This is a genomic window from Luteibacter sp. KNZ12-1A, from assembly GCF_056755675.1.
Genome location: NZ_JBPGXU010000044.1, coordinates 1 through 23,751, shown reverse-complemented (window position 1 = coordinate 23,751; position 23,751 = coordinate 1). Strand labels below are relative to the sequence as shown.

The window sequence follows — 23,751 nt, the reverse complement described above, 5'->3', positions numbered from 1 at the left end:
TCAGGGGGTGCGACGCGGCCAGCCGGCAGCGAAAGAGACAATCCCCGCCACTCCGGCGACCACGGCCGGCCACATGCCGCGTGGTGCGAGCGTCCCGACCAGGGCCGCGAAAACCAGGAGCGTGGAGCCGAGCAGGCTACAGGCCACGAGCCGGCGCATCCGTCGCGCATCGTCGCGAACCAGGGCCAGGGCCAGGGGATCGGCCACCTGCTGGCGCTGGCCGCTGGCCACCTGGCGCAAGGCATCCCGCACCAGCTCCGGCATGCGAGGCGCGCTGTGGATCCATTCCGGCAGGCGCCGCCGCACGTCACGCAGCGTGGCGCGCATGCTGTAACGCTCGCGCAGGATGCGCCGCAAGACCGGATGGGCCACGGCCCAGATGTCGATTTCCGGATCGAGCATGCGTCCCACGCCCTCGATGTTGAGCAGGGTCTTCTGCAACAGGATCAGCTGCGGCTGCAGCGTGAGCTCGAAACGTCGCGCGGTCTGGAACAGCTTCACGACCAGTTCCGCGATGGAAATCTGCGCGAGCGGGCGGGTGAAGTACGGCTCGCACACCGTGCGCACGGCCGCTTCGAGTTCATCGATGCGGACGGTGGCGGGCATCCATCCCGCCGCCACGTGCAACTGTGCGATGCGCGCGTAATCCCGTTCGAACAGCGCGATGAAGTTTTCCGCGAGCCAATACTGGTCCGCTTCCGGCAAGGAGCCCATGATGCCGAAGTCGAGCGCGATGAAACGTGGCTCGTCCACGCGCGAGGTATCGACCCAGATGTTGCCGGGGTGCGCGTCGGCGTGGAAGAAGTTGTCGCGGAAGACCTGCTCGTAGAACAGGCGGACGCCCTTGGCTGCGAGGCGCTTGCGATCGAGGCCGGCCTTGTCGATCGCGACGACATCGTCCGCGCTCACGCCGCGCACGCGCTCCAGGGTGAGCACGCGTTCCGTGCTGAAGTCCCAATGCACTTCCGGCACGTAGAGGTCGACACCACTGGCGAAGTTGCGTCGCAGCAGGCTGGCACTGGCGCCTTCACGCTGGAGGTCGAGCTCGTTCGAGAGCATCTTCTCCACTTCGGCGACGACTTCGAGTGGGCGGATCTTGTCCGCGTTCGGATGCCAGCGCTGGGCCAGCCCGCCGAGTGCGTGCAGGAGGTCGACATCGCGCGCGATGCGCTTGTCGATACCGGGACGCAACACCTTCACCACGACCTCGCGACCGTCGTGCAAGGTGGCGGCGTGCACCTGGGCGATCGAGGCGGAAGCCAGCGCGATCTCGTCGAAGGCGGCATACAGCGTGGTGACAGGCGCCTTGAGTTCGCGCTCCACGATGGCGCGCGCTTCGGCGCCGGGGAAGGGCGGTACCTGGTCCTGCAACAGCGCGAGTTCGTCGGCGACGTCGGCCGGCACGAGATCGCGGCGCGTCGACAGTACCTGGCCGGCCTTCACGAAAATAGGGCCGAGCTCGGTGAGCGCGAGCCGCAGGCGCGCGCCACGGGGCAGGCTGCGCACGTCGGCGGACGGTTTCGGGAAAAGCGGACGGACGAGCTTCAGGGGGCGGAAGAGATGGGCTCCGTCGACGAGTTCGTCGAGCTGGTACTTCAACAGGACCGCGGCGACGCGCAGCAGGCGGGGAACGAGCCGCAGCGATGTCATGCGCCGCGTCCCTTCGACGCGCGCTCCAGGCGCGCAAGGCGTGCTTCCGCGCGCTCGGCACGCTCACGTATGGCATCCACGCCATCGAGGAAGACATCCATCTCGGCGGGCGCCACCGCCACGCGGCCTTCGTCGCGCAACCAGTCCGCGGCGTCCTCCGTGAGATGGGCGGCCGACTCGCGGGCATGGCCGAGCGCCTCGCGCATGGCCTTCGCCAACGGCACGCCGATCACGTCGCCGAAGGTTTTCGCGAATGCCTCCTCGACGTCGGGTGCGTACTGCCGCGCCAGGCGTTCGAGCCGACGGGCCAACTCGGCGTCACCCGCGATGTCCACCTTGCCGGGTGCCACGCTGTCGTCGTCGCGGCGCAAGGCCATGGCCAGCAAGCTGCCGGGCGATGCCGTGACGCGGAGACTGCCGCTGTCCTCCGGCGGGCCGACCCGGAGGCCGCCCTTCTCGACGGAGATGCGCAAGGCGAGCCCCGGTCCCGTGAGGTACACCTGGATGCTGCGGCCATCGAGAACGTCGAGGCGTGCCCGGGTGTCCGGGTCGAGGTCCACGGCGCGGTTGAGCGCGGACTCCATGGCCCGTCCGGCGAGGACGCGCAGCGGGCGAGGCAGGAAGCGGTTGGGGCCGGCGTCGGCCGCGGGGCGATCGGAGGTCATGCGCCGGATTGTAGCTTGCCCGTACCCGCTGTTCGTCAGGCCTACGGTGTCGCGCCTTCGAAACCGGCCTGGCGCCAGGCTTCGAATACCGCCACGGCGACCGCGTTGGAAAGGTTGAGGCTGCGGTTTCCCGGGCGCATCGGCAGGCGTATGCGCTGGGCTTCCGGGATGCCATCGATCACTTCGTCGGGCAGGCCCGCCGTCTCGCAGCCGAAAAGGAAGGCATCGTCCTGGGCGAAGGCCACGTCGGTATGCAGGCGGCGGCCGCGTGTCGAGAACGCGAAGACACGAGGATGGCCGATGGCGGCGAGACAGGCGTCGAGGTCGTCGTGCACGGCCACTCGGGCGAACTCATGGTAATCCAGCCCGGCGCGGCGCAATCGGGTGTCGTCCAGCTCGAAGCCAAGCGGTCGCACCAGGTGCAAAGCCGCGCCGGTATTGGCGCACAGGCGAATCACGTTGCCCGTATTGGGCGGTATCTCGGGTCGGAACAGGATGACATGGGGCATGCCCCCATTATGAGGCCGCGCGTGGGCAGACGATGCCATCGGGCGGCAGCGCGCAAGCGGTCGCGCTGACGGTCGTGCCGACGCTGGCGAGCTGGATGGGGTTGCCGGTATAGGTCAGCATGTTGCCGAGGATCAGGCCGCAGACGACCAGGGAGGCGACCAGCAGGCTGCGCAGCATCAGGAGTTCGTGTTTCATGGTGTATATGCCTTGATTCATGGTTATTCGAAAGGGTCAGAACATCTGTGCGAGGGTGAGGCCGCAGATCAGCATCGAGGTGACGAGCAGGCTGCGGAGCATCAGCATTTCGTACTTCATGGCGTTCTCCTCATCTGGCGTCGGGTCGAAAGCCACCCGGCTTAGCAGGACTAGTAACGCAAACGTCGTGCCAGCCTTTAAGAGCGTGCAATCAGCTGATTCGCATGAGGTTTGTCAGGTGGACCTCTGGTCCTTTCCTGTCCGCGGACACTGACCACCCGTAAGCGGACACCGTCCGCGCCCTGTCCGAGCACCGATTGCGCCGGGAGGACGGCGCGGGCTAGCCTCACCGGGATCGAGGCCACGAAGGCCCCTGAGGAGCCGTACATGAAGCGTCCCTTCGCCCTGCTTGCCGCAGGGCTGATTTCCCTGGTCGGTGCCGCCACTGCGGCTCCCGCGTCGTCCGACGCGATTCCCGACATCCCCTACACGCGTTTCCAGCTGCCCAATGGCCTCACCGTGGTCGTCCACGAGGACCACAAGGCCCCAGTCGTCGCGGTCAGCATCTGGTACCACGTGGGCTCCGCGGACGAGCCCGCGGGCAAGACCGGCTTCGCCCACCTGTTCGAGCACCTGATGTTCTCCGGGTCGGAAAACCGCAAGGGCACCTATTTCCAGCCGTTCGAACTCGCCGGTGCCACCGACATGAATGGCACCACCTGGTTCGACCGCACAAACTACTTCGAGACCGTGCCCACCACGGCGCTCGACATGGCGCTGTGGATGGAATCGGACCGCATGGGCCACCTGCTCGGCGCGATCGGGCAGAAGGAACTGGATACCCAGCGTGGCGTCGTGCAGAACGAGAAGCGGCAGGATGAAAACCGTCCGTATGGCCGCGTGGACGAGAACGTCCTGCTCAACACCTACCCGGCGAACCATCCCTATCATCACGACACGATCGGCTCGATGGCGGATCTCGACGCCGCCTCGCTGGCCGACGTGAAGAAGTGGTTCCACGATTACTACGGCGCGGCGAACACCACGCTCGTGCTCGCCGGCGATATCACCGTCGCCCAGGCGAAGGCGAAAGCCGAGGAATACTTCGGGGATATCCCGGCGGGGCCGCCGGTGCCGCGCCAGCAGCCGTGGATCACTCCGCTGACGACGTCCACGCGCGGCGTCCAGCATGACCAGGTCGCGCAGACGCGCATCGTGCGTACGTGGATCGTGCCGCAGCTGGGCAGCGACGACGCCATCCAGCTCGACCTCGCAACGACCGTGCTCGGCGGCGGCAAGACCTCCCGTCTCTACCAGCGCCTCGTCTACCAGGACAAGCTCGCCGACGACGTCAGCCTGGGCATCGCGCCGTTCGCGCTCGCCAGCCAGGTGCAGCTCACGGTCGACGTGAAGAACGGCGTCGATCCGGCGAAGGTCGAGGCGGCGGTGGCCGACGTGTGGAAGGAATTCCTCGCGCATGGCCCCACCGACGACGAACTCGTCCGCGCCAAGGTCGCCAACCGAGCCAGCTTCGTCCGCGGCCTGGAAAAGGTCGGCGGCTCGAGCGGCAAGGCGGTGATCCTGGCCGAGGGCCAGGTGTACCGTGACGATCCGGAAGCCTACAAAAAGGACCTCGCCCGGGCGCAGGCGGCCACCGTGGCCTCCGTGCTTTCCGCCACGAAGACATGGCTGACCAAGGGCGACTACACGCTCACTGTCCTCCCCGCCGCGCCGGGTTTCGATCCTGCCGCGGAAGACAAGGCGGTCACGGCGCTCGGTCCCGCACAGGGGCGCCCGGCCGCGGTCACGCCGCCCGCCAAATCGTATGCCGTGGCGAAATCCGCGGTGGACCGCTCCAAGGGCGTGCCGCCGGTCACGAGCTTCCCCGACCTGGTCTTCCCGCAGCTGCAGCGCGGCAAACTCAAGAACGGCATCGAAGTGGTGCTGGCCGAGCGCCACACGGTGCCGGTCACGCAGGTGCAGTTGCTGTTCGATGCCGGCTACGCGGCTGACCAGGGCCGCAAGCTCGGCACGGCCAGCTTCACCTCCTCGCTGATCGAGGAAAGCACCAAGACGCTGGACTCGGTCGAGGTCGCCCGTCGAAAGGAACGCCTCGGTGCCTTCGTCAATTCCAGCTGCTCGCTGGATACCTGCGGGGTGGGCCTCAATGCCCTCAACTCCGAGTTGAAGCCGTCGCTCGACCTGTTCGCCGACATCGTCCGCCACCCGGCATTCAAGTCGGACGATATCGAGCGCGTCCGTGGTCAGTGGTTGGCCGGCATCGCCCAGGAAAAGACCGAACCGACCGGACTGGCGCTGCGCACGCTTCCGCCGCTGCTCTACGGCAAGGGCCATGCCTATGGCATTCCCTTCACCGGCAGCGGTACCGAGAAGGCCATCGCTTCGTTGACGGCGGGCGACCTCGCCGCCTTCCAGCGCGACTACGTGCGTCCGGATAACGTCCGCATCCTGGTCGCGGGCGACACGACGCTGGCGCAGATCCTGCCCCAGCTCGATGCCGTCTTCGGTGACTGGACACCGCCCGCGTCCGCGGTGCCGAAGAAAAACATCGGCCAGGTCGCGGCGCAGGCGAAGCCACGCGTGTTCCTGATCAACCGCACCGATGCGCCGCAGTCGCTCATCCTCGCCGGCTTGCTCGCACCCTCCACGAAGGCGAAGAACGCCATTGATCTCGGCATCGCCAACGGCGCGTTCGGCGGCACCTTCACCTCGCGGCTCAACATGAACCTGCGCGAGGAGAAGCGTTGGGCCTATGGCGCCGGCAGCATGCTTTCCGACGCGCAGGGCCAGCGCCCGATGCTGTTCTACGCACCGGTCCAGACCGACAAGACCGCGGAATCGGCTGCGGAAATCCTCAAGGAAGCGAAGGCGGTGATCGGGCCGAAGCCGTTGACCGACGACGAAATCGCGAAGATCCGCGCCCAGCGTATCCGCGCCCTCCCGGGTAGCTTCGAGACCACCGGCGCGGTGCTCGGCGCCATGACCGGCATCGTCGTCTACGACCGGCCCGACGACTACGTGCAGACGTTGAAATCGCGTATCGAAGGCGTCGACCGCAAAGCCGCGGAGGACGCGCTAGCGGCCGTCATACGGCCCGATGCGCTGACCTGGGTCATCGTCGGCGACCTGCGCAAGATCGAGGCACCCGTGCGTGCGTTGAATCTTGGCGAGGTGCACGTGGTCGATGCCGATGGCAATCCGGTCAAGGCCAGCCACGCCGGCGCTTCGACGGGCAAGGCCCACGGTACCCCGGCTGCATCGCCGGAAAGTAAGTAAAGCGCGGGCGAGGGCGTGAACGAATCGCGCCCTCGCCGGCATCCGTTAGCATATGCCTCGTCGTTTCCCCGGAGTTCCCCCATGCGCAAAGCCTTCGTCCTTCTCGTTCCACTCGCCCTCTCGGCCTGTACCTGGGGCATCAAGCTCGACGACGGCGCGCGTAACGTGCGCACCGCCTGGAACGGCGATGTCGGCAGCTGCAAAGAGCAAGGCAAGGTCACGGTGTCGGTCATGAACCGGGTCGGCCCGGTCGACCGTAGCGATCTCAAGGTCCGCGACGAACTCGAGGTGCTGGCCCGTAACGAGGCGGCGAAGATGGGTGCCGACACGATCAAGCCGTTGGCCGAACCCAGCGAAGGGTCCCAGCCGTGGGGCGCCTATAGCTGCGGTAGCCGCGCCGTGGAGCCGGTGCGTGGCAATACGCCTACGCCGCCGCAGAACACGGCCCCGCAGGGCGGTTTCGAAACCGTTCCGCTGAAGAACTGATCCGGCGGTCGGCGATAACTACCGCTATTGAATATACACAAATGAACTATATACTTGTGAGGTAACCATCGCGGGTACCTCCCATGCACCGTTTCGCCCCCACCGAAGCTCGCCTTGATATCACCCGGGAAAAATACCCGGAGTTCCCGCGTGGACCGGCCGTGCTCGTGCGCCTGGTCAAGCATCTCTTCAAGGAGATCAGTGACGAGGCGAACGCGGTGATGCGTCCCTACGGGCTCAACCATCCCGAGTACAACATCCTCATGATGTTGTACGGCTCGCCGGAGAACAGTCTGCATCCGTCGCAATTGGCGGACGCGGCCGGCGAGAAATCCGCGAACGTCACGCGGCTCACCACACAGCTTTGTGAAAAGGGCTACATCGCCCGCTCGGGAAGCGACGAGGACCGCCGCAAGGTGACGTTGACGCTCACCCCGCAGGGCCTCGCCCTCATCGAAAGCTTCCTTCCCGATATCGTCACCCTGCTTCATCGGCAGACGCGTAATCTCACCGCGGGCGAACAGGGGCAGCTCGAAGGACTGCTGAAGAAGATGCTGGCCGGCTTCGGGGAATAGACGAGCGCGTCATGTCCGCTGCCAATCTTTCAACCCGCGTGCCCCTGACGCGACAGGTCGTCGCCGAGACACTTCGCGAGGAAGCGTCGGTATGGCTGTTCGTGGCCAAGACCCTGATCGCGTTCTTTCTCACCGGTTGGATCGCGATGCGCCTGGATCTGCCAGCGCCATCCACGGCGATGTTGACGACGATCATCGTCGCCAACCGGCAAGCCGGCATGGTGCTGGCGAAAAGTTTCTATCGCGCGCTGGGTACGTTGGCCGGCGCCACGGCGGGGGTCGGTATCGTGGCCGCCTTTCCACAGCAGCGCGACCTCTTCCTCCTGGCCCTTTCGCTGTGGATCGGCATCTGTGCCGGTGGCGCCACGTTGTACCGCAATTTCAAGTCATACGCCTTCGTCCTCGGGGGGTATACCGCCGCCATCGTCGCCATTCCGGTCATCGAGAACCCGCCGGGTGTGTTCGATTCGGCCACGGCACGCATCAGCGAGGTGTTACTCGGCCTGCTGGTCAGCGGCGTCGTCAGCGATGTCGTCTTCCCGAGCCGCATGCGCGACGTGTTGCGTCGCACGGCACGCGAACAGTTCGCTAACTTCGTCGCCTTCGTCCGCGACAGCACGGGTGGCGCCATCCCGCGCGAGTCCATGGAGAAAGCGCACCTGCGCTTCGTGCGCACGGCCGTCTCGTTGGAGGACTTGCGTAGCTCCGTCATCTTCGAGGATGCCGAAGCACGTGCACGCAGCAACCACCTGCGCCTCTTCAACCAGCGTTTCATGGCCGCGTCGACCAGCTTCCAGTCGTTGCATCACCTCATCAACCGGTTGAAGCGGGCACGCCGCGATACGGCGGCGAACCTGCTGATCCGTCTCTACGCCCCCCTGGGCGAAGGGTTGGACGCGCCCATCGAGGCGGGTGCGCCAGCGCGCGTGCTGCTGCCGAGGCTGGCGGCCGCGCGCGACACGATGCGCGGCAACACCGGTGCATTGCGCGCCACCCTCGACGACACGCAGGATCTTCGTGACTTCGATACCGGTGCCGCATTGCTACTTCGCTTCATCGATGAGCTGCACGACTATGTGGACGCGGCAGCGACCTTGCAAACGCCGCGCGTCATCGCCGGTTCTGCCGAGCGCGTCCGTTTCGACCGTGGCAACGACTTCCTCGGTGCCGGCGTCGCCACCGTTCGCACGACGCTGACCATGTTGGTGCTAGGCGCGTTCTGGATCGCCAGTGCATGGCCCATGGGTTCCAGCGCGATGCTGCTCGCGACCATCTTCGCCGGACTCTTCGCCACGACGCCGAACCCCACCCGGGTCACCTGGCTGGTGATGCTTGGTTATCTCTCCGGCATGGTCGCGGGTTTCGTCTGTGAGTTCTTCGTGCTGACGCAGCTGGATGGATACGGTTTGCTCGTGGTCGGCGTCGCGCCCTTCCTCGCCGTGGGCCTGGTCATGATGATGACCCAGCGGTTCGCATCGTATGGACTTGGCTGGGCCATGGGCTTCGCTTACATCCTCGCCCTGAAGAACGTGCAGACCTACGATCCCGCGCATTTCATCAACGATGCGATCGCCCAGGTCATCGGGCTTGGCGCGGCGGCCGTCTCGTTCGTGGTGATTCCCCCGGCGATCGGCAGCGCGTGGTTGCGACGTCGCCAGCTGGCGCGGTTGCGCGGGCAGGTGGCGCTCGCCGCGGAAGCGCCGCTGCCGGGCCTTCGCCACCGTTTCGAGAGCGTCAACCACGATCTCGTGAGCCAGGTGGTCGCGCAGACCGAGCCGGGAAGCGCCGATTCGCGCGCGCTGATTGCCTGGGCCCTGGCGGTACATGAAACCGGTCGCGCACTGATCGAACTGCGCCATGACATGGCCCGTCGTGAACTGCCGGCCACGTTACGGCCCTACCTCGAAGAAGCACTGGGCACGTTGTCGCGCTTCTACGAGAAGCCCGATGCGCGGGGCTACCTGCTGGCGCGCGACGCCGTCGCCACGGCGATCGCCAGCGTCGGGGAGCATGACGGCGTCGCACACCTGCTCGAACACCTTCATCTCGTGCGCATGGCATTGCTCGACGGCGAGTCCGTGCTCGCCGCGTACATGCCCGACGCGCCTCTCGGCAAGGAAATCCCCCATGCCTCGTGAGATCGCACTCGGCGACGCCCTCGTGCCGGGGTTGCTCGTCTTCTTCGTCCTGGCCTTGCTTCTTCTGTGGCTGCTCGACGGGCTGGCCGGCCGCTTCGGCCTGTACCGCCTGGTCTGGCATCCGCCATTGTTCCGCCTTGCCGTCTTCGTCTGTGTCTTCGGCGCCCTGGCGCTGTTCCTGTACTGAGTGATCCCGTCATGAAATTCGCCAGTCTCATCCGTTTCGCCGTGACCGCCGTGGTCGTCGTCTTCGCGGCCTTCGTCGGTCATGCGCTGTGGAAGCACTACATGTATTCCCCGTGGACGCGCGATGGCCGCGTGCGTGCGGAGATCGTGCGGATCGCGCCCGACGTCGCGGGTCTCGTCACCGACGTGCGTGTCATCGACAATCAGACGGTGAAGAAGGGCGACCTGCTCTTCGTGGTCGACAAGGCGCGGTACCAGAACGCGGTCGCGCAGGCGCAGGCCAATCTCGCCGCCGCCGAGGCCGCCGCGCGCGCCGCGGGCGCGAACATCAACGCCGCCACGGCCGGTGCCCAGCAGAGCCGGTCGAATTACGAGATGTACGAAGCGCAGTCGGAGCGCCGGCAAAAGCTGATCAACAACGTCATCTCCGCGGAGGACAAGGCCAATGCCATGGCCGCCGCCAACGCCGCGCGCGCCGGTTGGCAGCAGGCGCAGGCGAGCACGAAGCAGGCAAGCGCCGCTCAACAGCAGGCGCTGGCCGCCGTGGCCCAGGCCCGGGTGGAACTCGCTTCCGCGCAACTCAACCTCGACCGGACCGAGGTGCGCGCGCCGGTGGATGGCTATGTCACCAACCTCGATGTCCGCATCGGCGACTACGCCAGCGCTGGTGCGGCACGGCTCGCCCTGATCGATAGCGACTCGTACTGGATCTACGGGTACTTCGAGGAAACCAAGCTGCCCGGCTTGCGTGTCGGCGACCCGGTCGACATCCGCCTCATGAGCGGTGGAGTCGACCTGAAGGGCACGGTGGAGAGTGTCGCGCGGGGCATCACCGATGCCGACAATCCGACCGGCAGCGATCTGCTTGCGGATGTGAACCCCACCTTCAACTGGGTTCGCCTGGCCCAGCGCGTGCCGGTGCGCGTGAAGATCGATACCGCACACCTGCCGCCCGGCACGGTGCTGGCGGCCGGCATGACGGCCACGCTCGTGGTGCGGCCGTCCGGTGGCGAGGCGGTGGCGTCCCGCTGAGGTGCGCCGCTAGTCTCAGGAATCGGCTGGAGCGAGACGCTTCAGCCGCAGCTCCAGCCACTTGTCCACGTCGGGCCACTCGGTGGCGAGGATGCTGTAGCAGACCGTGTCACGCAGTGAGCCATCCGGGCGTCGCTTGTGGGCGCGCAGGATTCCTTCGCGCTTCGCACCCAGCTTCTCGATCGCCCGCTGGGAATCCTGGTTGTAGGCGTCGGTATGGAATTCCACCGCGACCACACCCTCGTTCTGGAAGGCGTTCGCCAGCAGCAGGTGCTTGCACGCGGTGTTGACATGGCTGCGCTGCCAGCGCCGCGCATACCAGGTGTAGCCGATGGCCACGCGGAAAGGATCGGGCACGATGTCGTAATACCGCGTGGAACCGACGATCTCCCCGCTGCCGTTCTCCCGAACCACCCATGGCGCCATCCGCCCCTCGTCCTGGCCGCGCAGTGCCGACTCCACGTAGTCGGTCATGCGGCCCGGGGCGGGTACGGAGGTGAACCAGAGATTCCAGAGGTTGCCGTCGGCGGCGGCGCGCTCGAGCGGGCCGATGTGGGCGAGGGCCAGCGGTTCCAGGGTGACGTAGGCGTTTTCCAGGCGTACGGGGATCATGGATGGCTCAGGCGTCGAGGTCGGGAATCAGCCGGCTTTCGATCCGGGCGATGGTGTCTTTCAGCAGCAACTTGCGCTTTTTCAGGCGGGTGAGCTGAAGCTCGTCGCGGGTGATCGCCGCCGCCAGGTGCTCGATGGCGGCGTCGAGGTCGCGGTGCTCCACCTTGAGCTCGGCGAGGCGCTGGTTGAGTTCTGCTGGGTCCTGAACCTGCATGGCATTGGGCCGGACGGCGAGGGAAGCGCCGATTGTAACCCCGGGCGGGCGGGCCCGCAGCGGCTACAATAGGGGGACCAGCCCCCCGCATGAAGTCATCGCCGCACCATGTCCGCCTCCCCTGAAGCCACGCGCAAGCAGACCTACGAGACAGGCAAGCTGGCCAAGCGCCTGCGTCGCCAGGTCGGCCAGGCGATCGCCGATTACGGCATGATCGAGGACGGGGACAAGGTGATGGTGTGCCTTTCCGGCGGCAAGGATTCCTACACCTTGTTGGACATGCTGTTGTCCTTGCAGGCGAAGGCCCCGGTCCGTTTCGAGTTGATCGCGGTCAACCTCGACCAGAAGCAGCCGGACTTCCCCGAGCACGTGCTGCCGGAGTACCTCAAGGCGCGGGGTGTTTCCTTCCACATCATCGAACAAGACACCTACAGCGTCGTGACCCGGGTCATCCCACAGGGCAAGACGATGTGCAGCCTCTGCTCGCGCATGCGCCGCGGCGCGCTTTACCAGTGGGCGGCCGACAACGGCATCACGCGGATCGCGCTCGGCCACCACCGTGACGACATCCTCGGCACGTTCTTCCTGAACATGTTCTATCAGGGCAGCCTGAAGGCGATGCCGCCGAAGCTGCTATCGGACGATGGGCGCCACGTGGTGATCCGTCCGCTCGCGTATTGCCGCGAGGACGACATCGCGGCCTATGCCGAGGCGCGGGCCTTTCCGATCATTCCCTGCAATCTGTGTGGTTCGCAGGAAAACATGCAGCGCAAGGTGGTCAAGCGCATGCTGGCCGACTGGGAGAAAGCCCATCCCGGCCGGAGCGAAACCATCTTTCGCGCGATGGGCAACATCGCCCCGTCGCAGTTGACCGACCGCAACCTGTTCGACTTCGCCGCCCTCGGCTCACGTGCCGACGCTCCACGCGCCGACACGCGCGCCTGGCTCGCGGGTGGCGACGCCGCCGACGACAACGACTGATCATCTCCCTTCACACGCTTCAAGGCCTGCCGATCATGACCCTGTTCTCTTCCGTCGAACTCGCGCCGCGCGATCCGATCCTCGGCCTCAACGAGGCCTTCGGTGCCGATACCCGTACCGACAAGGTCAATCTCGGCGTGGGCGTGTACTACGACGAACACGGCCACGTGCCGCTGCTGCGCGCCGTGCGCGAGGCCGAGAGGGCACGGCTGGAAGCCCAGCTGCCGCGCGGCTACCTGCCGATCGACGGCATCGCGTTGTACGACAGCGCCGTGCAGAAACTGCTCTTCGGCGAGACCTCGCCCTTGCTGGCCGACCGGCGCGTGGTCACCGCACAGGCGCTCGGCGGTACGGGCGCATTGAAGGTCGGCGCCGACTTCCTGAAGCGGCTGAACCCGTCCGTCCCGGTGGCGATCAGCAATCCGAGCTGGGAAAACCACCGTGCCTTGTTCGAAGGCGCGGGCTTCCAGGTCATGGAATATCCCTATTACGACGCCGCGACGCATGGCGTGGACGTCGAAGCCATGCTCGGCGGGCTGGCGACGCTGCCCACCGGCGCCATCGTCGTGCTGCACGCCTGTTGCCACAATCCCACGGGTGTCGACCTCGGCTCCGACGACTGGAAGCGCGTGATCGCGACGGTGAAGGAACGAGGCCTCGTGCCCTTCCTCGACATCGCCTACCAGGGTTTCGGTGACGGCATCGCGGCGGATGCCGAGGCGGTGCGCCTGTTCGCCGAGACGGATATCGCATTCTTTGTCGCCAGTTCGTTCTCCAAGTCGTTCTCCCTGTACGGCGAACGTGTCGGCGCGCTGTCGATCGTCACCGCTTCGCATGACGAGGCGGTGCGTGTGCAGTCGCAGTTGAAGCGGGTGATCCGTACCAACTATTCCAATCCGCCGACGCACGGTGCCGCGGTGGTGTCCGCCGTGCTCAATCACGACGATCTCCGCGCGACGTGGGAAGCGGAACTTGGCCACATGCGTGAGCGCATCCGCGCCATGCGCAGCGGCCTGACCGAGCGCCTGGCCAAGGTCGGCGACTTCGGGTTCATCGAGCGCCAGCGTGGCATGTTCTCGTATTCCGGGCTGTCGGCGGCGCAGGTGGAGCGCCTGCGCGTGGAGTTCGGCATCTACGCCGTGAGCACGGGCCGCATCTGTGTCGCCGCGCTCAACCAGGGCAATATCGACCGCGTGGCCGAAGCCATCGCCCGCGTCGTCTGACCCCCTGACAAAGCCTTTTCGCCGGTGGGCGCACAGCGCCCGCCGTGGCCATCCCTTCGCATGAGATTCATCGATACATGTTTTTCCGCAACCTGACCTTGTTCCGCTTTTCCGAATCCGTCGCGGCCGACCTGGAGCGCCTCGACGAGGTGCTTCCCGAACACCGGCTGCGTCCGGTCGGCCCCTTGGAAATGGCCACCCGCGGCTTCGTCTCCCCCTTGGGCCGCCACGAAGAGGGCCTGACCCATAGCGTCGGCCGCAACACGATGGTCACGGTCGGCAGCGAAGATAAACTCCTGCCGTCCTCGGTCGTAAACGACGAGCTGGCCAACCGCGTGCAGAAGATCGCCGAGGAGGAAGGGCGCAAGGTCGGCGGCCGCGAGCGCAAGAAGATCAAGGACGACGTCATGAACGAACTGCTTCCGCGTGCGTTCGTGCGCAGTTCGCGCATGAAGGCCTATGCGGACAAGAAGAACGGGTGGCTGGTCCTGGACACGTCCAGCCGGAAGTCGGCTGAAAACACGCTCAGCCAGGTCCGTGAGGCGCTGGGCAGCTTCCCGGCCGTGCCGCTGGCGCCCGAGGAGTCGCCCCGGATCCTCATGACCCATTGGGTCGCCTCGGGGGAGCTGCCGGCCGGGCTGGCCCTGGGCGACGAGTGCGAGCTGCGTGACCCCGCCACGGCGGCGGGCGCCATCGCCCGGTGCCGTCGCCAGGATCTCGACACGGATGAGATTCGCGAACACCTGCGGACCGGAAAACAGGTCTTCCAGTTGGGACTGGTGTTCGACGACCGCATCTCCTTTGTACTTGGCGAGGACCTGATCCTGCGTAAAATCAAGTTCACCGACGTCGTACTGGACGAGCAGGCGGATAGCCCTGAATCGGCCGCGGCGGAAATGGACGCGAATTTCTCCCTCATGGCGCTCGAATACGAGCGCCTGCTGGGCAAGCTGGAAGAATGGTTCAAGTTGCCGCGTCCGGATTGATCGGGCGTCGGCGTCGCAGGTAATGATATGGCTTGGTGGGATGTTCGTCGGGATCGACACGAGACTCGCGACATGGCATCGAACGAAGGCGACTGGCTGGAACTGGCAACCCCCACGGGTGGCACCATCCGTGTGCTCAAGGCGGCGCATCCGCGTGCCCGCCGCTTGCGCCTGACGGTCACGCCCAAGGGCGCGCGTCTCACCTATCCCAACGGCACGCATACGGCGCAGATGACGGCCTTCCTCCGCCATCACGCCGATTGGCTGGAGCAGAAGCTCGGCGAATTCAACCTCGATGCCCAGCCCTTGCCGCCACTGCGCGTAGGCGTACCCACGACGTTTCCCTTCCGTGGCGAGGAGATCACCCTCGACTGGTCGGAAGGTTCCTACCCTCGGGTGGAGCACGAGCCTGGCCTGTTGACCCTGGCCCTTCCCCGGCCGCACACGCGGGCGTTGCTCGTCGCCCGCGGCCTGCTGGCTACCTACTTCGAAGCTCAGATCCGCCGCGACGTCTCGCGCTGGCTGCCTGCCTACATTCCGCAGATCAACGCGGCCCCCACGGCCTTGCGTATCCGTCCGCTGAAGAGCCTGTGGGGCAGCCTGGACACGCGGGACAGGATCAACCTGGACCTCGCCCTGGCGCTGGCGCCGCCCGCCGCGTTGCGCTACGTGCTCGTGCATGAGCTTTGCCACCTCAAGGTGCGCAATCACTCACCGAAGTTCTGGCATTGGGTGGAGAGCGTGCTCCCCGACCACGGGGAACAGCGTGCCTGGCTGCGCGCGAACGGCAGCGGACTGAAGATGCAGTTGGACAGGCTTATCGCGGACGTGGCCGATTAGGCTCTCGCGAGTCTGTATCGCCGACAGGGTCGGCTCCCACCCGCGATAGGGGTCGGCTCCCACCATGAGGGCGGCTCCCGGCCAAGCCAGGTCAGTGCGCGAGCGCGAATCCCGTGATGATGCGCGCGGTTTCTTCCGGCTTCTCGAGCATCGGCATGTGGTTGCAGCCGTTCAGTATGGTGGCGCCGATGGACGGCGAACTCTTGAGCCCTCCGCGCAGCGTATCCAGCGCCGACACGTCGATGAGCTTGTCCTCGCGGCACCAGAGGCCCAGGACGGGCATGGGCAGCTTGCCGATGACGGGATCGAGCGCGAACGCCTGTGCCGGTTGCTTCAGCTGGTTGAAGGTGCGCTCGATGAACGCGTGGTCCTTCTGGTTGCGTGCGACCAAGGCATCTTCCAGGCGGCCCGGGATATGCGGCGGCGTGAGGAAGATTCGCGCCAGCAGCGCTTCCAGTCCGGCGCGGTCGCTGTAGAGGAACGGATTCACTCCCGCCTTCACCTCGCGGGTGAAATCGTTGTCCTTGAAGGTCAATCCCAGCGAACTCATCAGGACGAGGCTGGCGACACGCTCAGGGTGCTGTTCCGCATAGACCCCGGCAATCGCGCCGCCCATCGACTGTCCGACCAGGAGGAAGCGTTGGGCGCCGACGGCCGCCGCGAAAGCCTCCAGGCGTGCCGCCTGCGCCGGAATGCCGTAGTCGCCGCCGTCGTTGCGCGACGATTCGCCCCAGCCGGGCAGGTCGGGGATGACGACGTGGAAATGGTCGGTCAGGCCCTTGGCCATTTCCAGCCAGGTCTCCTTGTTCGCGGCGAAACCGTGCAGGAGGACGATCGTGGGGCCGTCGCCTCCTTCGTAGTACGACCAGGTGGTATCGCCAGCGACGATGGTTTTCTTCTCGACGTGCGATGCCATCGCCAGGCGTGCCGCATCGGCCTTGAGCAGCAGCGAAGGGGCGAACAGGTAGACGAGCCCCGCGCCGATGCCGAGTACCAGCGCCACCACGACGAGGAACTTGAGCCGGCGCAGCAGCAGGCGCTGCCAGAGGGGGCGGCTATCGGGGGATGCGGAGATCGGGGTCTTGGCCATGGAATGGGGAGCCTGGAACGGAGGACGCCCCGCATCATGCGGGGCGTCGCGGAAGGATGCAAGGCTTGTGGCCGAAGGGAGGCCGCAAGTTCGTGCGTTATTTCTTCTTCGACGTGCCGGCGAGGATGCGCTCCACGGCCTGCTGGGTCATCGGATGGTAGCCGTCCTTCGCCTCGGCGTAGGTCTGCCGGGCGAAGGCGAGGCCTTCCGGTGTACGGGCGAAGGCGCGATAGACCGGCGTGGTGAGGTACAGGCGGCCGATCCGGGCCATGTGTTCACCGGCGGCGGTCCACACGTCCTTGTCGCCGGCGGCGATGGCATGCACGTACCAGCGCATGCCGATCTCGGCGTTCGGCGTGCCCGTGAGGTGCCACGCGGCGTCGATTTCCTTGATCCGGGCAAGCGGCGTGACGTCCGGCAAGCGATCGAGGAAGTACATCCATTCCTGGGTGTTCCAGCTTTTCGCATCGAGCCTGGCGGCGTCGAGCGTGCCCGCGAGGAAGGCTTCACGCTGTTTGTCGATGCTGTCGAAGCGGGGCGATGACGGCAGCGGCGCGTCCTTCGGAATGCCCGGTTGCCAGATCCAGGCGCGGGCCTCGGCTTCGCTCATCTTGCCCGGATATTTGTCCAGCAGGTTGGTCTTGAGATAGGCGAACATCGTATCCGTGTCGATGCTCTGGAAGGCGAAGTGGGCGAAGTAGCCCTTCAGGTAGGCGTCGAAGACGTCGCGGCCGAAACGCTGTTCCAGGGTGCGCAGAAACCAGGAGCCCTTGTCATACGCAACCGAGGACAAGGCATCGTCCGCGTCCGTGCCGCGCGGGTCGGGCGTGAGCTTCTGCGCGTTCGGGGGCATGTGGCCGATGGTCTTCTGCAGCTCGCGTGCGGACAGCAGTGCTTCCTCGTCGGCAAGGGCCTTGCCGTAGACGGCTTCGGTGATTCGTCCTTGCACGTAGGTGGTGAACCCTTCGTTCAACCAGCCGTCGCGCCAGGCGGCATTGGTGACGAGGTTGCCCGACCAGGAATGCGCCAGTTCGTGCGACACCAGCGAGACGAGGCTCTTGTCGCCGACCAGCACGGTCGGCGTGGCAAAGGTCATGTTCGGGTTTTCCATGCCGCCGAACGGGAACGACGGCGGCAGCACGAGGATGTCGTAGCGGCCCCAGGCATACGGACCGTACAGCTTTTCCGTGGTTTCGATCAGCTTCTCGGTGTCCTCGAACTCATGAGCCGCCTTGCCGACGATGCTGGGTTCGGCGTAAACCGCACTGCGTGGACCGGTTTCCTTCACCGCGATATCGCCGGCGGCGATGGCCAGCAGGTACGAGGGAATCGGGTGCGGTTGGTCGAAGGAGAAGTCGCCGTTCAACGGATGCTTCGCATCGTTGATCGCGCTCATCACGACGCGGACGTCCTTCGGCGCGCTGATGTGCGCATCGTAGGTGATGCGGATGGCGGGCGAATCCTGCAGTGGCACCCACGAACGTGCGTGGATGGATTCCGATTGCGAGAACATGAAGGGTTGCTTCTTGCTGGCCGTCTGTTCGAGCGTCAGCCATTGCAGGCCCGATGCTTCGGGAACCGTCGCATAGGCGATGCGCACGTTTGCCGGGTGCGCGGGTGCCTCGATGGTAAGCTTGGATCCGAGTTCCTTGTCGCGCGGTGCCAGTGCGAACTTCAGCGGGGAGGCCTTGCCGGACGCATCCACGGCCTCCACGCTGGCGATCTTCAGGTCGCGCGTGTCCAGGACCAGGTCCTTCGCCTTGGCATCCTTCCAATCGAGCTTCAGCGTCGCATGGCCGGCGAGTTCGCGCTTGTCGAAGTCCAGCTTGAGGTCCAGGTCGAGATGGGTGACACGGACCGCGTCTGGCTGCGCGTAGGAATGCGGATCGGAGGCGAAGGCCACGGCGGGAAACGCCATGACCAGGGCAAGGACGGGAAGCAGGCGCATGCTGGGTTCCGGTGGAGTCGAGCGGCCAGTATATGCCACCCCCGGCCAAGCCCCGTCCCTTGCGTCGCGCCTACAGTTTGTAGGCGCGGTGGATGGCAACGATCCCGTTGCTGAGATTGCGCACTTCGACATGCCCGAAGCCGGCGTTGAGCATCATCCCCTTCAGGGTTTCCTGGTCGGGATGCTTGCGGATCGATTCGGCCAGATACTGGTAGCTGTCGGCGTCCTTGGCGAACAACTGGCCGAGCCGCGGCAGTATCTTGAACGAGTGCACATCGTAGAGCTTGGATAGCACCGGGCTCTGCACCTTCGAGAACTCCAGCACCAGCGCACGGCCGCCGGGCTTGAGGATGCGGTGCATGTCCGCGAGGGCCTTGTCCTTGTCGGTGACGTTGCGCAGGCCGAAGGCGATCGTGACGGCGTCGAAGCTGTTGTCCGGGAACGGCAGCATCTCGGCATTCATCTGCGCCCAACGCAGACCCGCCACGAGGCCGCGATCGGTCAGGCGGTCGCGACCCACGCCCAGCATGGCGGCGTTGATATCGCCGACCACCACCTCGCCTTCGTCGCCGACGACGGGCTTGAGCAAAGCGGCGATGTCGCCCGTGCCGCCAGCGAGATCGAGCACGCGGTCACCACGGCGTACGCCGCTCACCGCCACGAAATGGCGCTTCCACAAGCGGTGGATGCCGAACGACATGAGGTCGTTCATCAGGTCGTAGTTGCGCGCCACCGACGTGAAGACCTGGCCGACAAGCTTTTGCTTGTCGGCCAGGGGGACGTCGCGGAAGCCGAAGTGGGTGGTTTTCTCGTTTTCCATGCCGCGCATGGTACTCCCGTTCGCCCCGCTCCTGCAGGCGGAGGCGTGCTCAGGGCATCGTCGGGATCACCTCGTGCTGGCCTTGATGGAACTGGATACGGTCGGTGCCGGGTGGGCGCATGACGTAATTTCCCGGCGGCACCCCCTCCCGCACGACCAGGCCAGCCTGCGGCATGGCGTTGTTGTTCCTTACCGTGAGCATGCTTCGTGGGTAGATACGCACGGCAAACGTATCGCGGCGCGCCGCTAGAAGGCCCGTAGCCGCGCGGATTTCCTCGAACGGTGCCGTGGGCGGCAGCGTAGTGAGACGAATGCCGTTCACTTCCCCGTGGACGAGTTCGGTACGGATGCTTGCCCAGTTCGGGCTGAATCCGCGATTCCCCCGCCCCGGTGCGAGCATGCGTTCGAGGGTGCTGGTCTTGAAGGGCTTGCTGCCGTAGTACCAAAGCACCTCGGGAACCTCGGCCAACGGGACGACGGTATAACCCGCGTCACGCCAAAGGTCCGTGGGTATCCGCGGGACAACCATGTCGTGCGGGACGTTGTTCCAGGGATAGGCGCCTCGCGCTTCGTTCGCCAGGCTGCGCGCTTGCGCGCGGGTGACGGCGTCGTTCCAGCGCAGGCGCTGCGCGGCAGTGACGTTGGCAGCCGTCACGTTCTCGGTGAGCTCGCGTCGCAATTGCGTACGGACCAGATCGCGTTCGAAGGGATCGGGGAAGGCGGTTTCGAATTCTTCCACGTAGTGATTATAGAGTTCGGGCTCCAGCGCTCGCCCGGCGGCGGCGGGAACCATGCCGCCACGCGGGCCGAGTTCGTGATACGCCCATTGGCCGTCGCCGACGCGGCGGATGGCCGGTCCGCGGAAGGCGGCATTGCCGTTGGGACGGCTCAGGCGCCAGGTGCCGATGTCGCTGTCGAAGCGGGCGCCGTAAAGCTTGCTCCGGTGTTCGATATAGGTGCCCCCTTGAATGGAGAAGATGCCCTCGCGATTGGGCGCGCCGGTCTTGCGCACGCCCCTGGCGAGGTAGCCCGACTCGAAGACGACGGCCGGCTGGACGGCCGGCCGGGCCTGGACGAGACCGCCGGCGAGGCGGAAGCGCGCGCCGAGGATGGAGCGGGCCAGGGCGGCGGAGCCGAGGGCCTGCACCGGCGCGGCGGCCATGAGCGAAGCGTTGTAGAACTCGGCGAAATCGACCACGGCCTGGGCGTTGTCGCCGGCCTTCAGGGTATCGTACAGGCGCCAGGCAGCTTGGGCGGCGTGGGCCGGCGCGCTGACGACGCCCTGGATGGCATCCTGGAGCAGGCGGTCCGCCAGGCTCGAACGGGCGCGGTCCAGCAGCCAGGTCCAGTTGGCCTGCTCGGCGCTGCGGGTGAGGGTCTGCACGTTGCGCAGGCCCAATTGCACGTCGACCTCGTAGGCGGCATCGAGGAAATCGCCCTCGATGTCGCGCTCCTCGAAGCGCGCGGCGGTGCGCGTGTAGGCATCTGCGTCGCTACCCCCCAGGACCCAGTGAGCGAGGTGATCGCCGGCGAACGCGCGGGCGCTGCCGTTGGGCAGGACCCGGGCGTACTCGAGGGGCAGTCGGTCGAGCAGGTATTCGCGGAAGGCCGGATGGTAGAGGAAACGGCGGCTCGCCTGGGCGCGGTCGTCGAACTCGCGGAAGCTGATGCCGTCGGGGGCGTCGGGGGTGTACATCACGATGGTCGGGACGCTGGCGGGGTTGCGCACACCGAAGACGAGGACATCGCGCAACGGGGTGCCCTGGTAGGTCACCTGGCGGACGACGATCTCGTGGCCTTCGACACGGGCGCGGTCGGCGGCGTTGGGCGCTTCGAGCGCGGCCCGCACCCACTGGTAGCCGCGCTCGGCATGATCGTCGCGGAACGAGCGGGGGGCCTCAGGAAGGTAATAGGAAAGGCGTGCCTCGGCGGCGAGCATCCCCATGTGGGCGCGTTGCACGCTGGCAGCGTTTTCGCGGCGAAGCGCGGCGTCGGGTCCGGAGCGGAAGGTGGTCTGGATCAGCGCGGGATAGCGGGAGGCGACATCGAGGCCGCGTACGAGCTGGCGGATGGCGGCATCGTCAAGCGTGGGTAGGGCCGCGCCCTCACCCGTGTGGGCGCTCAGGCGTACCGGGTCCAAGGCCGCGATGTTCTGATACGCGAGATCGATGAGGCGGATGTCGGCCGGCACCGGTCCTTCGAAGAGGGCCTGCAGCGATTCCAGGTAGGCGGCGGGGTCGGAGCCGCGGTCGACCCGGACCAGGATATCGGCCGGATTGTGAGTAACCCCGAGGGCACGCAGTCTTTCTCCGAGGGCCGTCGTGGTGTAGTCGGTCAGCGAAGGCGGAGCGACCCATCCGGCGCTGGCCTCGCGGGCGAGGACCGCTGGCAGGGTGGCGCGATGGATGGCCTCGGCATCCAGCCAGTCCTTTGCGACGTTGGCGGGAACACGGGTCAGCCGCTGGTCGTTGAAGGCCTCCATCATGGCGGCATGGCGCACGGAGAGGAGGTGGGCCACGTCGACGGCGCTATCCAGACGCACGGCGGCGAAGGCGGTATCGGTAAAGGTCGTCTGCCGCGTGGGCGAGTCGTGGGGGGCGAGGGCGAACTCGAATGCTGCTTGTTCGAGCTTGTCGCGCTGGGTCTGGATGAGCCCGTCGACAAGGGTGTCGAAGGGTTGGCCGGCGATCGGCCGGGAGGTGACGAAGGAGTCCGACCCGAGGGAGGTCAGGTGCTGGCGGGCGATGCCGGGCAGGTCGCGGGTCATGACCAGGGCGCGGCGGGCGTGCTGCTCGATCCGGGCCAGGGCGTCGGCCAGGCTGGAAAAGGCCGTCCAACCGTCCTGGGCGGAAAACAGCAGAATGCGGCCGCTCGTGCGCTGATCCTGGACGAGCAGGACGCCCGAGTACACGGTGGAACCGAACATCGGTTCGTGGACGCTGAGGTGGGCGGGCAGGTTGCCCGCGCCGGTCGCCACCAGGTCGCGGACCAGGGCGAGGGCGTCGTCGTCGAGTGCGCCGTCATGCTGCCCGATGACGGCCAGGTCGCGTGCGGCGGTGGCCAGGTGCGCGGCTAGCATCGCCCGTCGCGAGGTGCCTTCGGCCGCGTGGCCCGGCGGTGCGTTCCAGTAAGCCGACAGGGCGTCGAGGTACGCCGGCAGAGCGCCGGCCGCAAGCGTGTCGGGAAGGGCGGGAATGCGCGCGTCTTCCGTGGCGAGCCAGGCCTGCAGGGCGACGAGGCGATCGAAGGCGTCGCTCGCTTCCTGGTAGGCACTCTGGGTAAGGGCAGGCGGGGCCTGCGGCGGCATCGTATCCATGATGATTTCCTTGTTTGTATCTGTCAGTGACGGACTGGGGGGAGAAGACGCGCATCACCACGACGCCCGACGTTGATGACGTGCGTCGACGGGACGGTGATGGGCGCGTTGCTATGTAACGTGTACTGATATTCCCCATTGGGAAGGAGGCGCCGACGCATCTCGAGTCCAGGACCCGTCCACGGTCTCTGGATGTGGTGGGCTCCTACGAGCCGATCGCGAAGACCCGCCGTGTCGATCTGAACCCAATAGCCAAGCGGGTCGCGTTGCGTGGATTCATGGACCGGCGATGTGCCGAGCACCTCGGACAGCCGGCTGGCCGGCGTTTCCGGGGGAAGCACCGAGACGGGATAGGTGCGTGGTCCGCTGCTCGTGCCTGGCCATGCCGAGCCCGGCGACAGCGTGACGCCATCGCCGCTCGGCGCTAGCTGGAAGTTGCGTTCGCCGAAATACCAGATGCGCTCGGGCCAGTCGTAAAAAGGCACGACTTCGGTGTTCGGGAGGGCTTCGGTCACGATCCCGCTGGTGGAAGCGATCGGCGCACGCTCGGGTGAGCGAGGCGCATTCCTCGCGGTGCCGAGCGCGTTGTCCCATCGCGTCTGCTGGCTCGGTGTGAGACTTGCGGTTGCAGGTGCCGCATCGCCCGTCGACGACGAAATGGACGGCGACTGGACATCCGTGTGCTCGGCCAGGTTCCATGACGACGGGACGCGACGACCATCGTCGCGTGCCCACCCACTGATATTCAGCACCTCGGCGCGTTCGCCTGCATGCGGGAACTGGACGTCCAGCTCGTGCAGGAACACACGTCGTTGATGGGCGCTGAGCGCCGTTATGTCCGGATGGAGTTGCGGCGAGACGATCACGGCGCTACGTGGGCGGACGATGAACTTGAGATGGGTTCCGTCTGGCCTGACAAATGGAGACGCACTCGGGTTGTCCGCCAACACAGCGGAGATCTCGGCACGCAACGGCTCCATCGAGGGA

General features: G+C 66.3%; 21 protein-coding genes. 10 read left to right on the top strand and 11 right to left on the bottom strand.

Features of this window, described 5'->3' with window-relative positions:
* From ubiB to ACR9ZJ_RS10815, 4 genes are read right to left on the bottom strand one after another with little or no spacing between them, the layout of a single operon-like run.
* Window positions 1–1,650 carry a ubiquinone biosynthesis regulatory protein kinase UbiB gene (ubiB, locus tag ACR9ZJ_RS10830; RefSeq protein ID WP_481287755.1) on the bottom strand — a complete coding sequence of 550 codons (1,650 nt, stop codon included), beginning with the start codon at window positions 1,648–1,650 and terminating at the stop codon, window positions 1–3.
* On the bottom strand, window positions 1,647–2,315 hold the full coding sequence (locus ACR9ZJ_RS10825; protein ID WP_481287754.1) for a ubiquinone biosynthesis accessory factor UbiJ: 669 nt from the start codon (window positions 2,313–2,315) through the stop codon (window positions 1,647–1,649). The genes ubiB and ACR9ZJ_RS10825 overlap by 4 nt, the downstream gene beginning before the upstream one ends.
* Before the next feature lie 41 nt (window positions 2,316–2,356).
* Entirely contained in the window at window positions 2,357–2,824 is a 468-nt protein-coding gene (locus ACR9ZJ_RS10820; RefSeq protein WP_481281802.1) for a tRNA (cytidine(34)-2'-O)-methyltransferase, read from the bottom strand.
* Between the two features lie 7 nt (window positions 2,825–2,831).
* Entirely contained in the window at window positions 2,832–3,020 is a 189-nt protein-coding gene (locus ACR9ZJ_RS10815) for a hypothetical protein (protein WP_481281801.1), read from the bottom strand.
* 387 nt (window positions 3,021–3,407) lie between these two features.
* Here ACR9ZJ_RS10815 and ACR9ZJ_RS10810 point away from each other — a divergent pair, with 387 nt between their 5' ends.
* The 6 genes from ACR9ZJ_RS10810 to ACR9ZJ_RS10785 all read left to right on the top strand — a co-directional run bounded on the left by ACR9ZJ_RS10810 (window position 3,408) and on the right by ACR9ZJ_RS10785 (window position 10,734).
* Window positions 3,408–6,317, top strand: coding sequence for a M16 family metallopeptidase (locus tag ACR9ZJ_RS10810; protein WP_481281800.1), 2,910 nt, complete (start codon window positions 3,408–3,410; stop codon window positions 6,315–6,317).
* Between the two features lie 81 nt (window positions 6,318–6,398).
* A complete protein-coding gene (locus ACR9ZJ_RS10805; RefSeq protein ID WP_481281799.1) occupies window positions 6,399–6,803 on the top strand; it encodes a DUF4156 domain-containing protein in 405 nt (134 codons plus the stop codon).
* Between the two features lie 83 nt (window positions 6,804–6,886).
* Entirely contained in the window at window positions 6,887–7,378 is a 492-nt protein-coding gene (locus ACR9ZJ_RS10800; protein ID WP_481287753.1) for a MarR family winged helix-turn-helix transcriptional regulator, read from the top strand.
* Between the two features lie 11 nt (window positions 7,379–7,389).
* Window positions 7,390–9,516, top strand: a complete 2,127-nt coding sequence (locus tag ACR9ZJ_RS10795; RefSeq protein WP_481287752.1) for an FUSC family protein — start codon at window positions 7,390–7,392, stop codon at window positions 9,514–9,516.
* The gene (locus ACR9ZJ_RS10790) at window positions 9,506–9,703 is read left to right on the top strand and encodes a DUF1656 domain-containing protein (RefSeq protein WP_371023683.1); all 198 of its coding nucleotides are present in this window, start codon (window positions 9,506–9,508) and stop codon (window positions 9,701–9,703) included. Before ACR9ZJ_RS10795 ends, ACR9ZJ_RS10790 begins: the two co-directional genes overlap by 11 nt.
* Window positions 9,704–9,714: 11 nt before the next feature.
* Complete coding sequence (locus ACR9ZJ_RS10785) at window positions 9,715–10,734, top strand: HlyD family secretion protein (protein ID WP_481281796.1); 1,020 nt, start codon at window positions 9,715–9,717, stop codon at window positions 10,732–10,734.
* Between the two features lie 15 nt (window positions 10,735–10,749).
* Here the strand turns inward: ACR9ZJ_RS10785 and ACR9ZJ_RS10780 are convergent, their stop codons facing one another.
* Both ACR9ZJ_RS10780 and ACR9ZJ_RS10775 read right to left on the bottom strand, forming a co-directional pair.
* Window positions 10,750–11,346 (bottom strand): GNAT family N-acetyltransferase, encoded by a 597-nt coding sequence (locus tag ACR9ZJ_RS10780; protein ID WP_481281795.1) that lies wholly within the window; start codon window positions 11,344–11,346, stop codon window positions 10,750–10,752.
* 7 nt (window positions 11,347–11,353) lie between these two features.
* The gene (locus ACR9ZJ_RS10775; RefSeq protein WP_481281794.1) at window positions 11,354–11,560 is read right to left on the bottom strand and encodes a YdcH family protein; all 207 of its coding nucleotides are present in this window, start codon (window positions 11,558–11,560) and stop codon (window positions 11,354–11,356) included.
* 108 nt (window positions 11,561–11,668) lie between these two features.
* On the opposite strand from ACR9ZJ_RS10775, the gene ttcA reads away from it, so the two are divergent.
* The 4 genes from ttcA to ACR9ZJ_RS10755 all read left to right on the top strand — a co-directional run bounded on the left by ttcA (window position 11,669) and on the right by ACR9ZJ_RS10755 (window position 15,590).
* Window positions 11,669–12,541: a tRNA 2-thiocytidine(32) synthetase TtcA gene (gene ttcA, locus ACR9ZJ_RS10770; protein ID WP_481281793.1), complete on the top strand. Its 873-nt coding sequence runs from the start codon at window positions 11,669–11,671 to the stop codon at window positions 12,539–12,541.
* Window positions 12,542–12,576: 35 nt separating this feature from the next.
* On the top strand, window positions 12,577–13,764 hold the full coding sequence (locus ACR9ZJ_RS10765; protein ID WP_481287751.1) for an amino acid aminotransferase: 1,188 nt from the start codon (window positions 12,577–12,579) through the stop codon (window positions 13,762–13,764).
* A 77-nt stretch (window positions 13,765–13,841) separates the two neighbouring features.
* Window positions 13,842–14,750: a recombination-associated protein RdgC gene (locus ACR9ZJ_RS10760; protein ID WP_481281791.1), complete on the top strand. Its 909-nt coding sequence runs from the start codon at window positions 13,842–13,844 to the stop codon at window positions 14,748–14,750.
* A 72-nt stretch (window positions 14,751–14,822) separates the two neighbouring features.
* Window positions 14,823–15,590 carry a M48 family metallopeptidase gene (locus ACR9ZJ_RS10755; protein WP_481287750.1) on the top strand — a complete coding sequence of 256 codons (768 nt, stop codon included), beginning with the start codon at window positions 14,823–14,825 and terminating at the stop codon, window positions 15,588–15,590.
* A gap of 91 nt (window positions 15,591–15,681) precedes the next feature.
* Here the strand turns inward: ACR9ZJ_RS10755 and ACR9ZJ_RS10750 are convergent, their stop codons facing one another.
* From ACR9ZJ_RS10750 to ACR9ZJ_RS10730, 5 genes are all read right to left on the bottom strand, one after another.
* Window positions 15,682–16,680: an alpha/beta fold hydrolase gene (locus ACR9ZJ_RS10750; RefSeq protein WP_481281789.1), complete on the bottom strand. Its 999-nt coding sequence runs from the start codon at window positions 16,678–16,680 to the stop codon at window positions 15,682–15,684.
* A 97-nt stretch (window positions 16,681–16,777) separates the two neighbouring features.
* Window positions 16,778–18,628, bottom strand: a complete 1,851-nt coding sequence (locus ACR9ZJ_RS10745) for a M1 family metallopeptidase (protein WP_481281788.1) — start codon at window positions 18,626–18,628, stop codon at window positions 16,778–16,780.
* Window positions 18,629–18,698: 70 nt separating this feature from the next.
* Window positions 18,699–19,448: a bifunctional demethylmenaquinone methyltransferase/2-methoxy-6-polyprenyl-1,4-benzoquinol methylase UbiE gene (gene ubiE / locus ACR9ZJ_RS10740; RefSeq protein WP_426287970.1), complete on the bottom strand. Its 750-nt coding sequence runs from the start codon at window positions 19,446–19,448 to the stop codon at window positions 18,699–18,701.
* A 49-nt stretch (window positions 19,449–19,497) separates the two neighbouring features.
* The gene (locus ACR9ZJ_RS10735) at window positions 19,498–22,764 is read right to left on the bottom strand and encodes a hypothetical protein (protein ID WP_481287749.1); all 3,267 of its coding nucleotides are present in this window, start codon (window positions 22,762–22,764) and stop codon (window positions 19,498–19,500) included.
* A 23-nt stretch (window positions 22,765–22,787) separates the two neighbouring features.
* Window positions 22,788–23,751: hypothetical protein (locus tag ACR9ZJ_RS10730; RefSeq protein ID WP_481287748.1), on the bottom strand; the 964-nt coding region annotated here is incomplete at its 5' end.

What these genes read in the sequence shown, in the direction of transcription:
- ubiE (WP_426287970.1), bottom strand. Translation starts at nt 19,448, where the DNA reads ATGGAAAACGAGAAAACCACCCACTTCGGCTTCCGCGACGTCCCCCTG.
- ACR9ZJ_RS10785 (WP_481281796.1), top strand. Translation starts at nt 9,715, where the DNA reads ATGAAATTCGCCAGTCTCATCCGTTTCGCCGTGACCGCCGTGGTCGTC.
- ACR9ZJ_RS10760 (WP_481281791.1), top strand. Translation starts at nt 13,842, where the DNA reads ATGTTTTTCCGCAACCTGACCTTGTTCCGCTTTTCCGAATCCGTCGCG.
- ACR9ZJ_RS10735 (WP_481287749.1), bottom strand. Translation starts at nt 22,764, where the DNA reads ATGGATACGATGCCGCCGCAGGCCCCGCCTGCCCTTACCCAGAGTGCC.
- ubiB (WP_481287755.1), bottom strand. Translation starts at nt 1,650, where the DNA reads ATGACATCGCTGCGGCTCGTTCCCCGCCTGCTGCGCGTCGCCGCGGTC.
- ACR9ZJ_RS10795 (WP_481287752.1), top strand. Translation starts at nt 7,390, where the DNA reads ATGTCCGCTGCCAATCTTTCAACCCGCGTGCCCCTGACGCGACAGGTC.
- ACR9ZJ_RS10815 (WP_481281801.1), bottom strand. Translation starts at nt 3,020, where the DNA reads ATGAAACACGAACTCCTGATGCTGCGCAGCCTGCTGGTCGCCTCCCTG.
- ttcA (WP_481281793.1), top strand. Translation starts at nt 11,669, where the DNA reads ATGTCCGCCTCCCCTGAAGCCACGCGCAAGCAGACCTACGAGACAGGC.
- ACR9ZJ_RS10780 (WP_481281795.1), bottom strand. Translation starts at nt 11,346, where the DNA reads ATGATCCCCGTACGCCTGGAAAACGCCTACGTCACCCTGGAACCGCTG.
- ACR9ZJ_RS10790 (WP_371023683.1), top strand. Translation starts at nt 9,506, where the DNA reads ATGCCTCGTGAGATCGCACTCGGCGACGCCCTCGTGCCGGGGTTGCTC.
- ACR9ZJ_RS10765 (WP_481287751.1), top strand. Translation starts at nt 12,577, where the DNA reads ATGACCCTGTTCTCTTCCGTCGAACTCGCGCCGCGCGATCCGATCCTC.
- ACR9ZJ_RS10775 (WP_481281794.1), bottom strand. Translation starts at nt 11,560, where the DNA reads ATGCAGGTTCAGGACCCAGCAGAACTCAACCAGCGCCTCGCCGAGCTC.
- ACR9ZJ_RS10755 (WP_481287750.1), top strand. Translation starts at nt 14,823, where the DNA reads ATGGCATCGAACGAAGGCGACTGGCTGGAACTGGCAACCCCCACGGGT.
- ACR9ZJ_RS10805 (WP_481281799.1), top strand. Translation starts at nt 6,399, where the DNA reads ATGCGCAAAGCCTTCGTCCTTCTCGTTCCACTCGCCCTCTCGGCCTGT.
- ACR9ZJ_RS10820 (WP_481281802.1), bottom strand. Translation starts at nt 2,824, where the DNA reads ATGCCCCATGTCATCCTGTTCCGACCCGAGATACCGCCCAATACGGGC.
- ACR9ZJ_RS10810 (WP_481281800.1), top strand. Translation starts at nt 3,408, where the DNA reads ATGAAGCGTCCCTTCGCCCTGCTTGCCGCAGGGCTGATTTCCCTGGTC.
- ACR9ZJ_RS10800 (WP_481287753.1), top strand. Translation starts at nt 6,887, where the DNA reads ATGCACCGTTTCGCCCCCACCGAAGCTCGCCTTGATATCACCCGGGAA.
- ACR9ZJ_RS10750 (WP_481281789.1), bottom strand. Translation starts at nt 16,680, where the DNA reads ATGGCCAAGACCCCGATCTCCGCATCCCCCGATAGCCGCCCCCTCTGG.
- ACR9ZJ_RS10745 (WP_481281788.1), bottom strand. Translation starts at nt 18,628, where the DNA reads ATGCGCCTGCTTCCCGTCCTTGCCCTGGTCATGGCGTTTCCCGCCGTG.
- ACR9ZJ_RS10825 (WP_481287754.1), bottom strand. Translation starts at nt 2,315, where the DNA reads ATGACCTCCGATCGCCCCGCGGCCGACGCCGGCCCCAACCGCTTCCTG.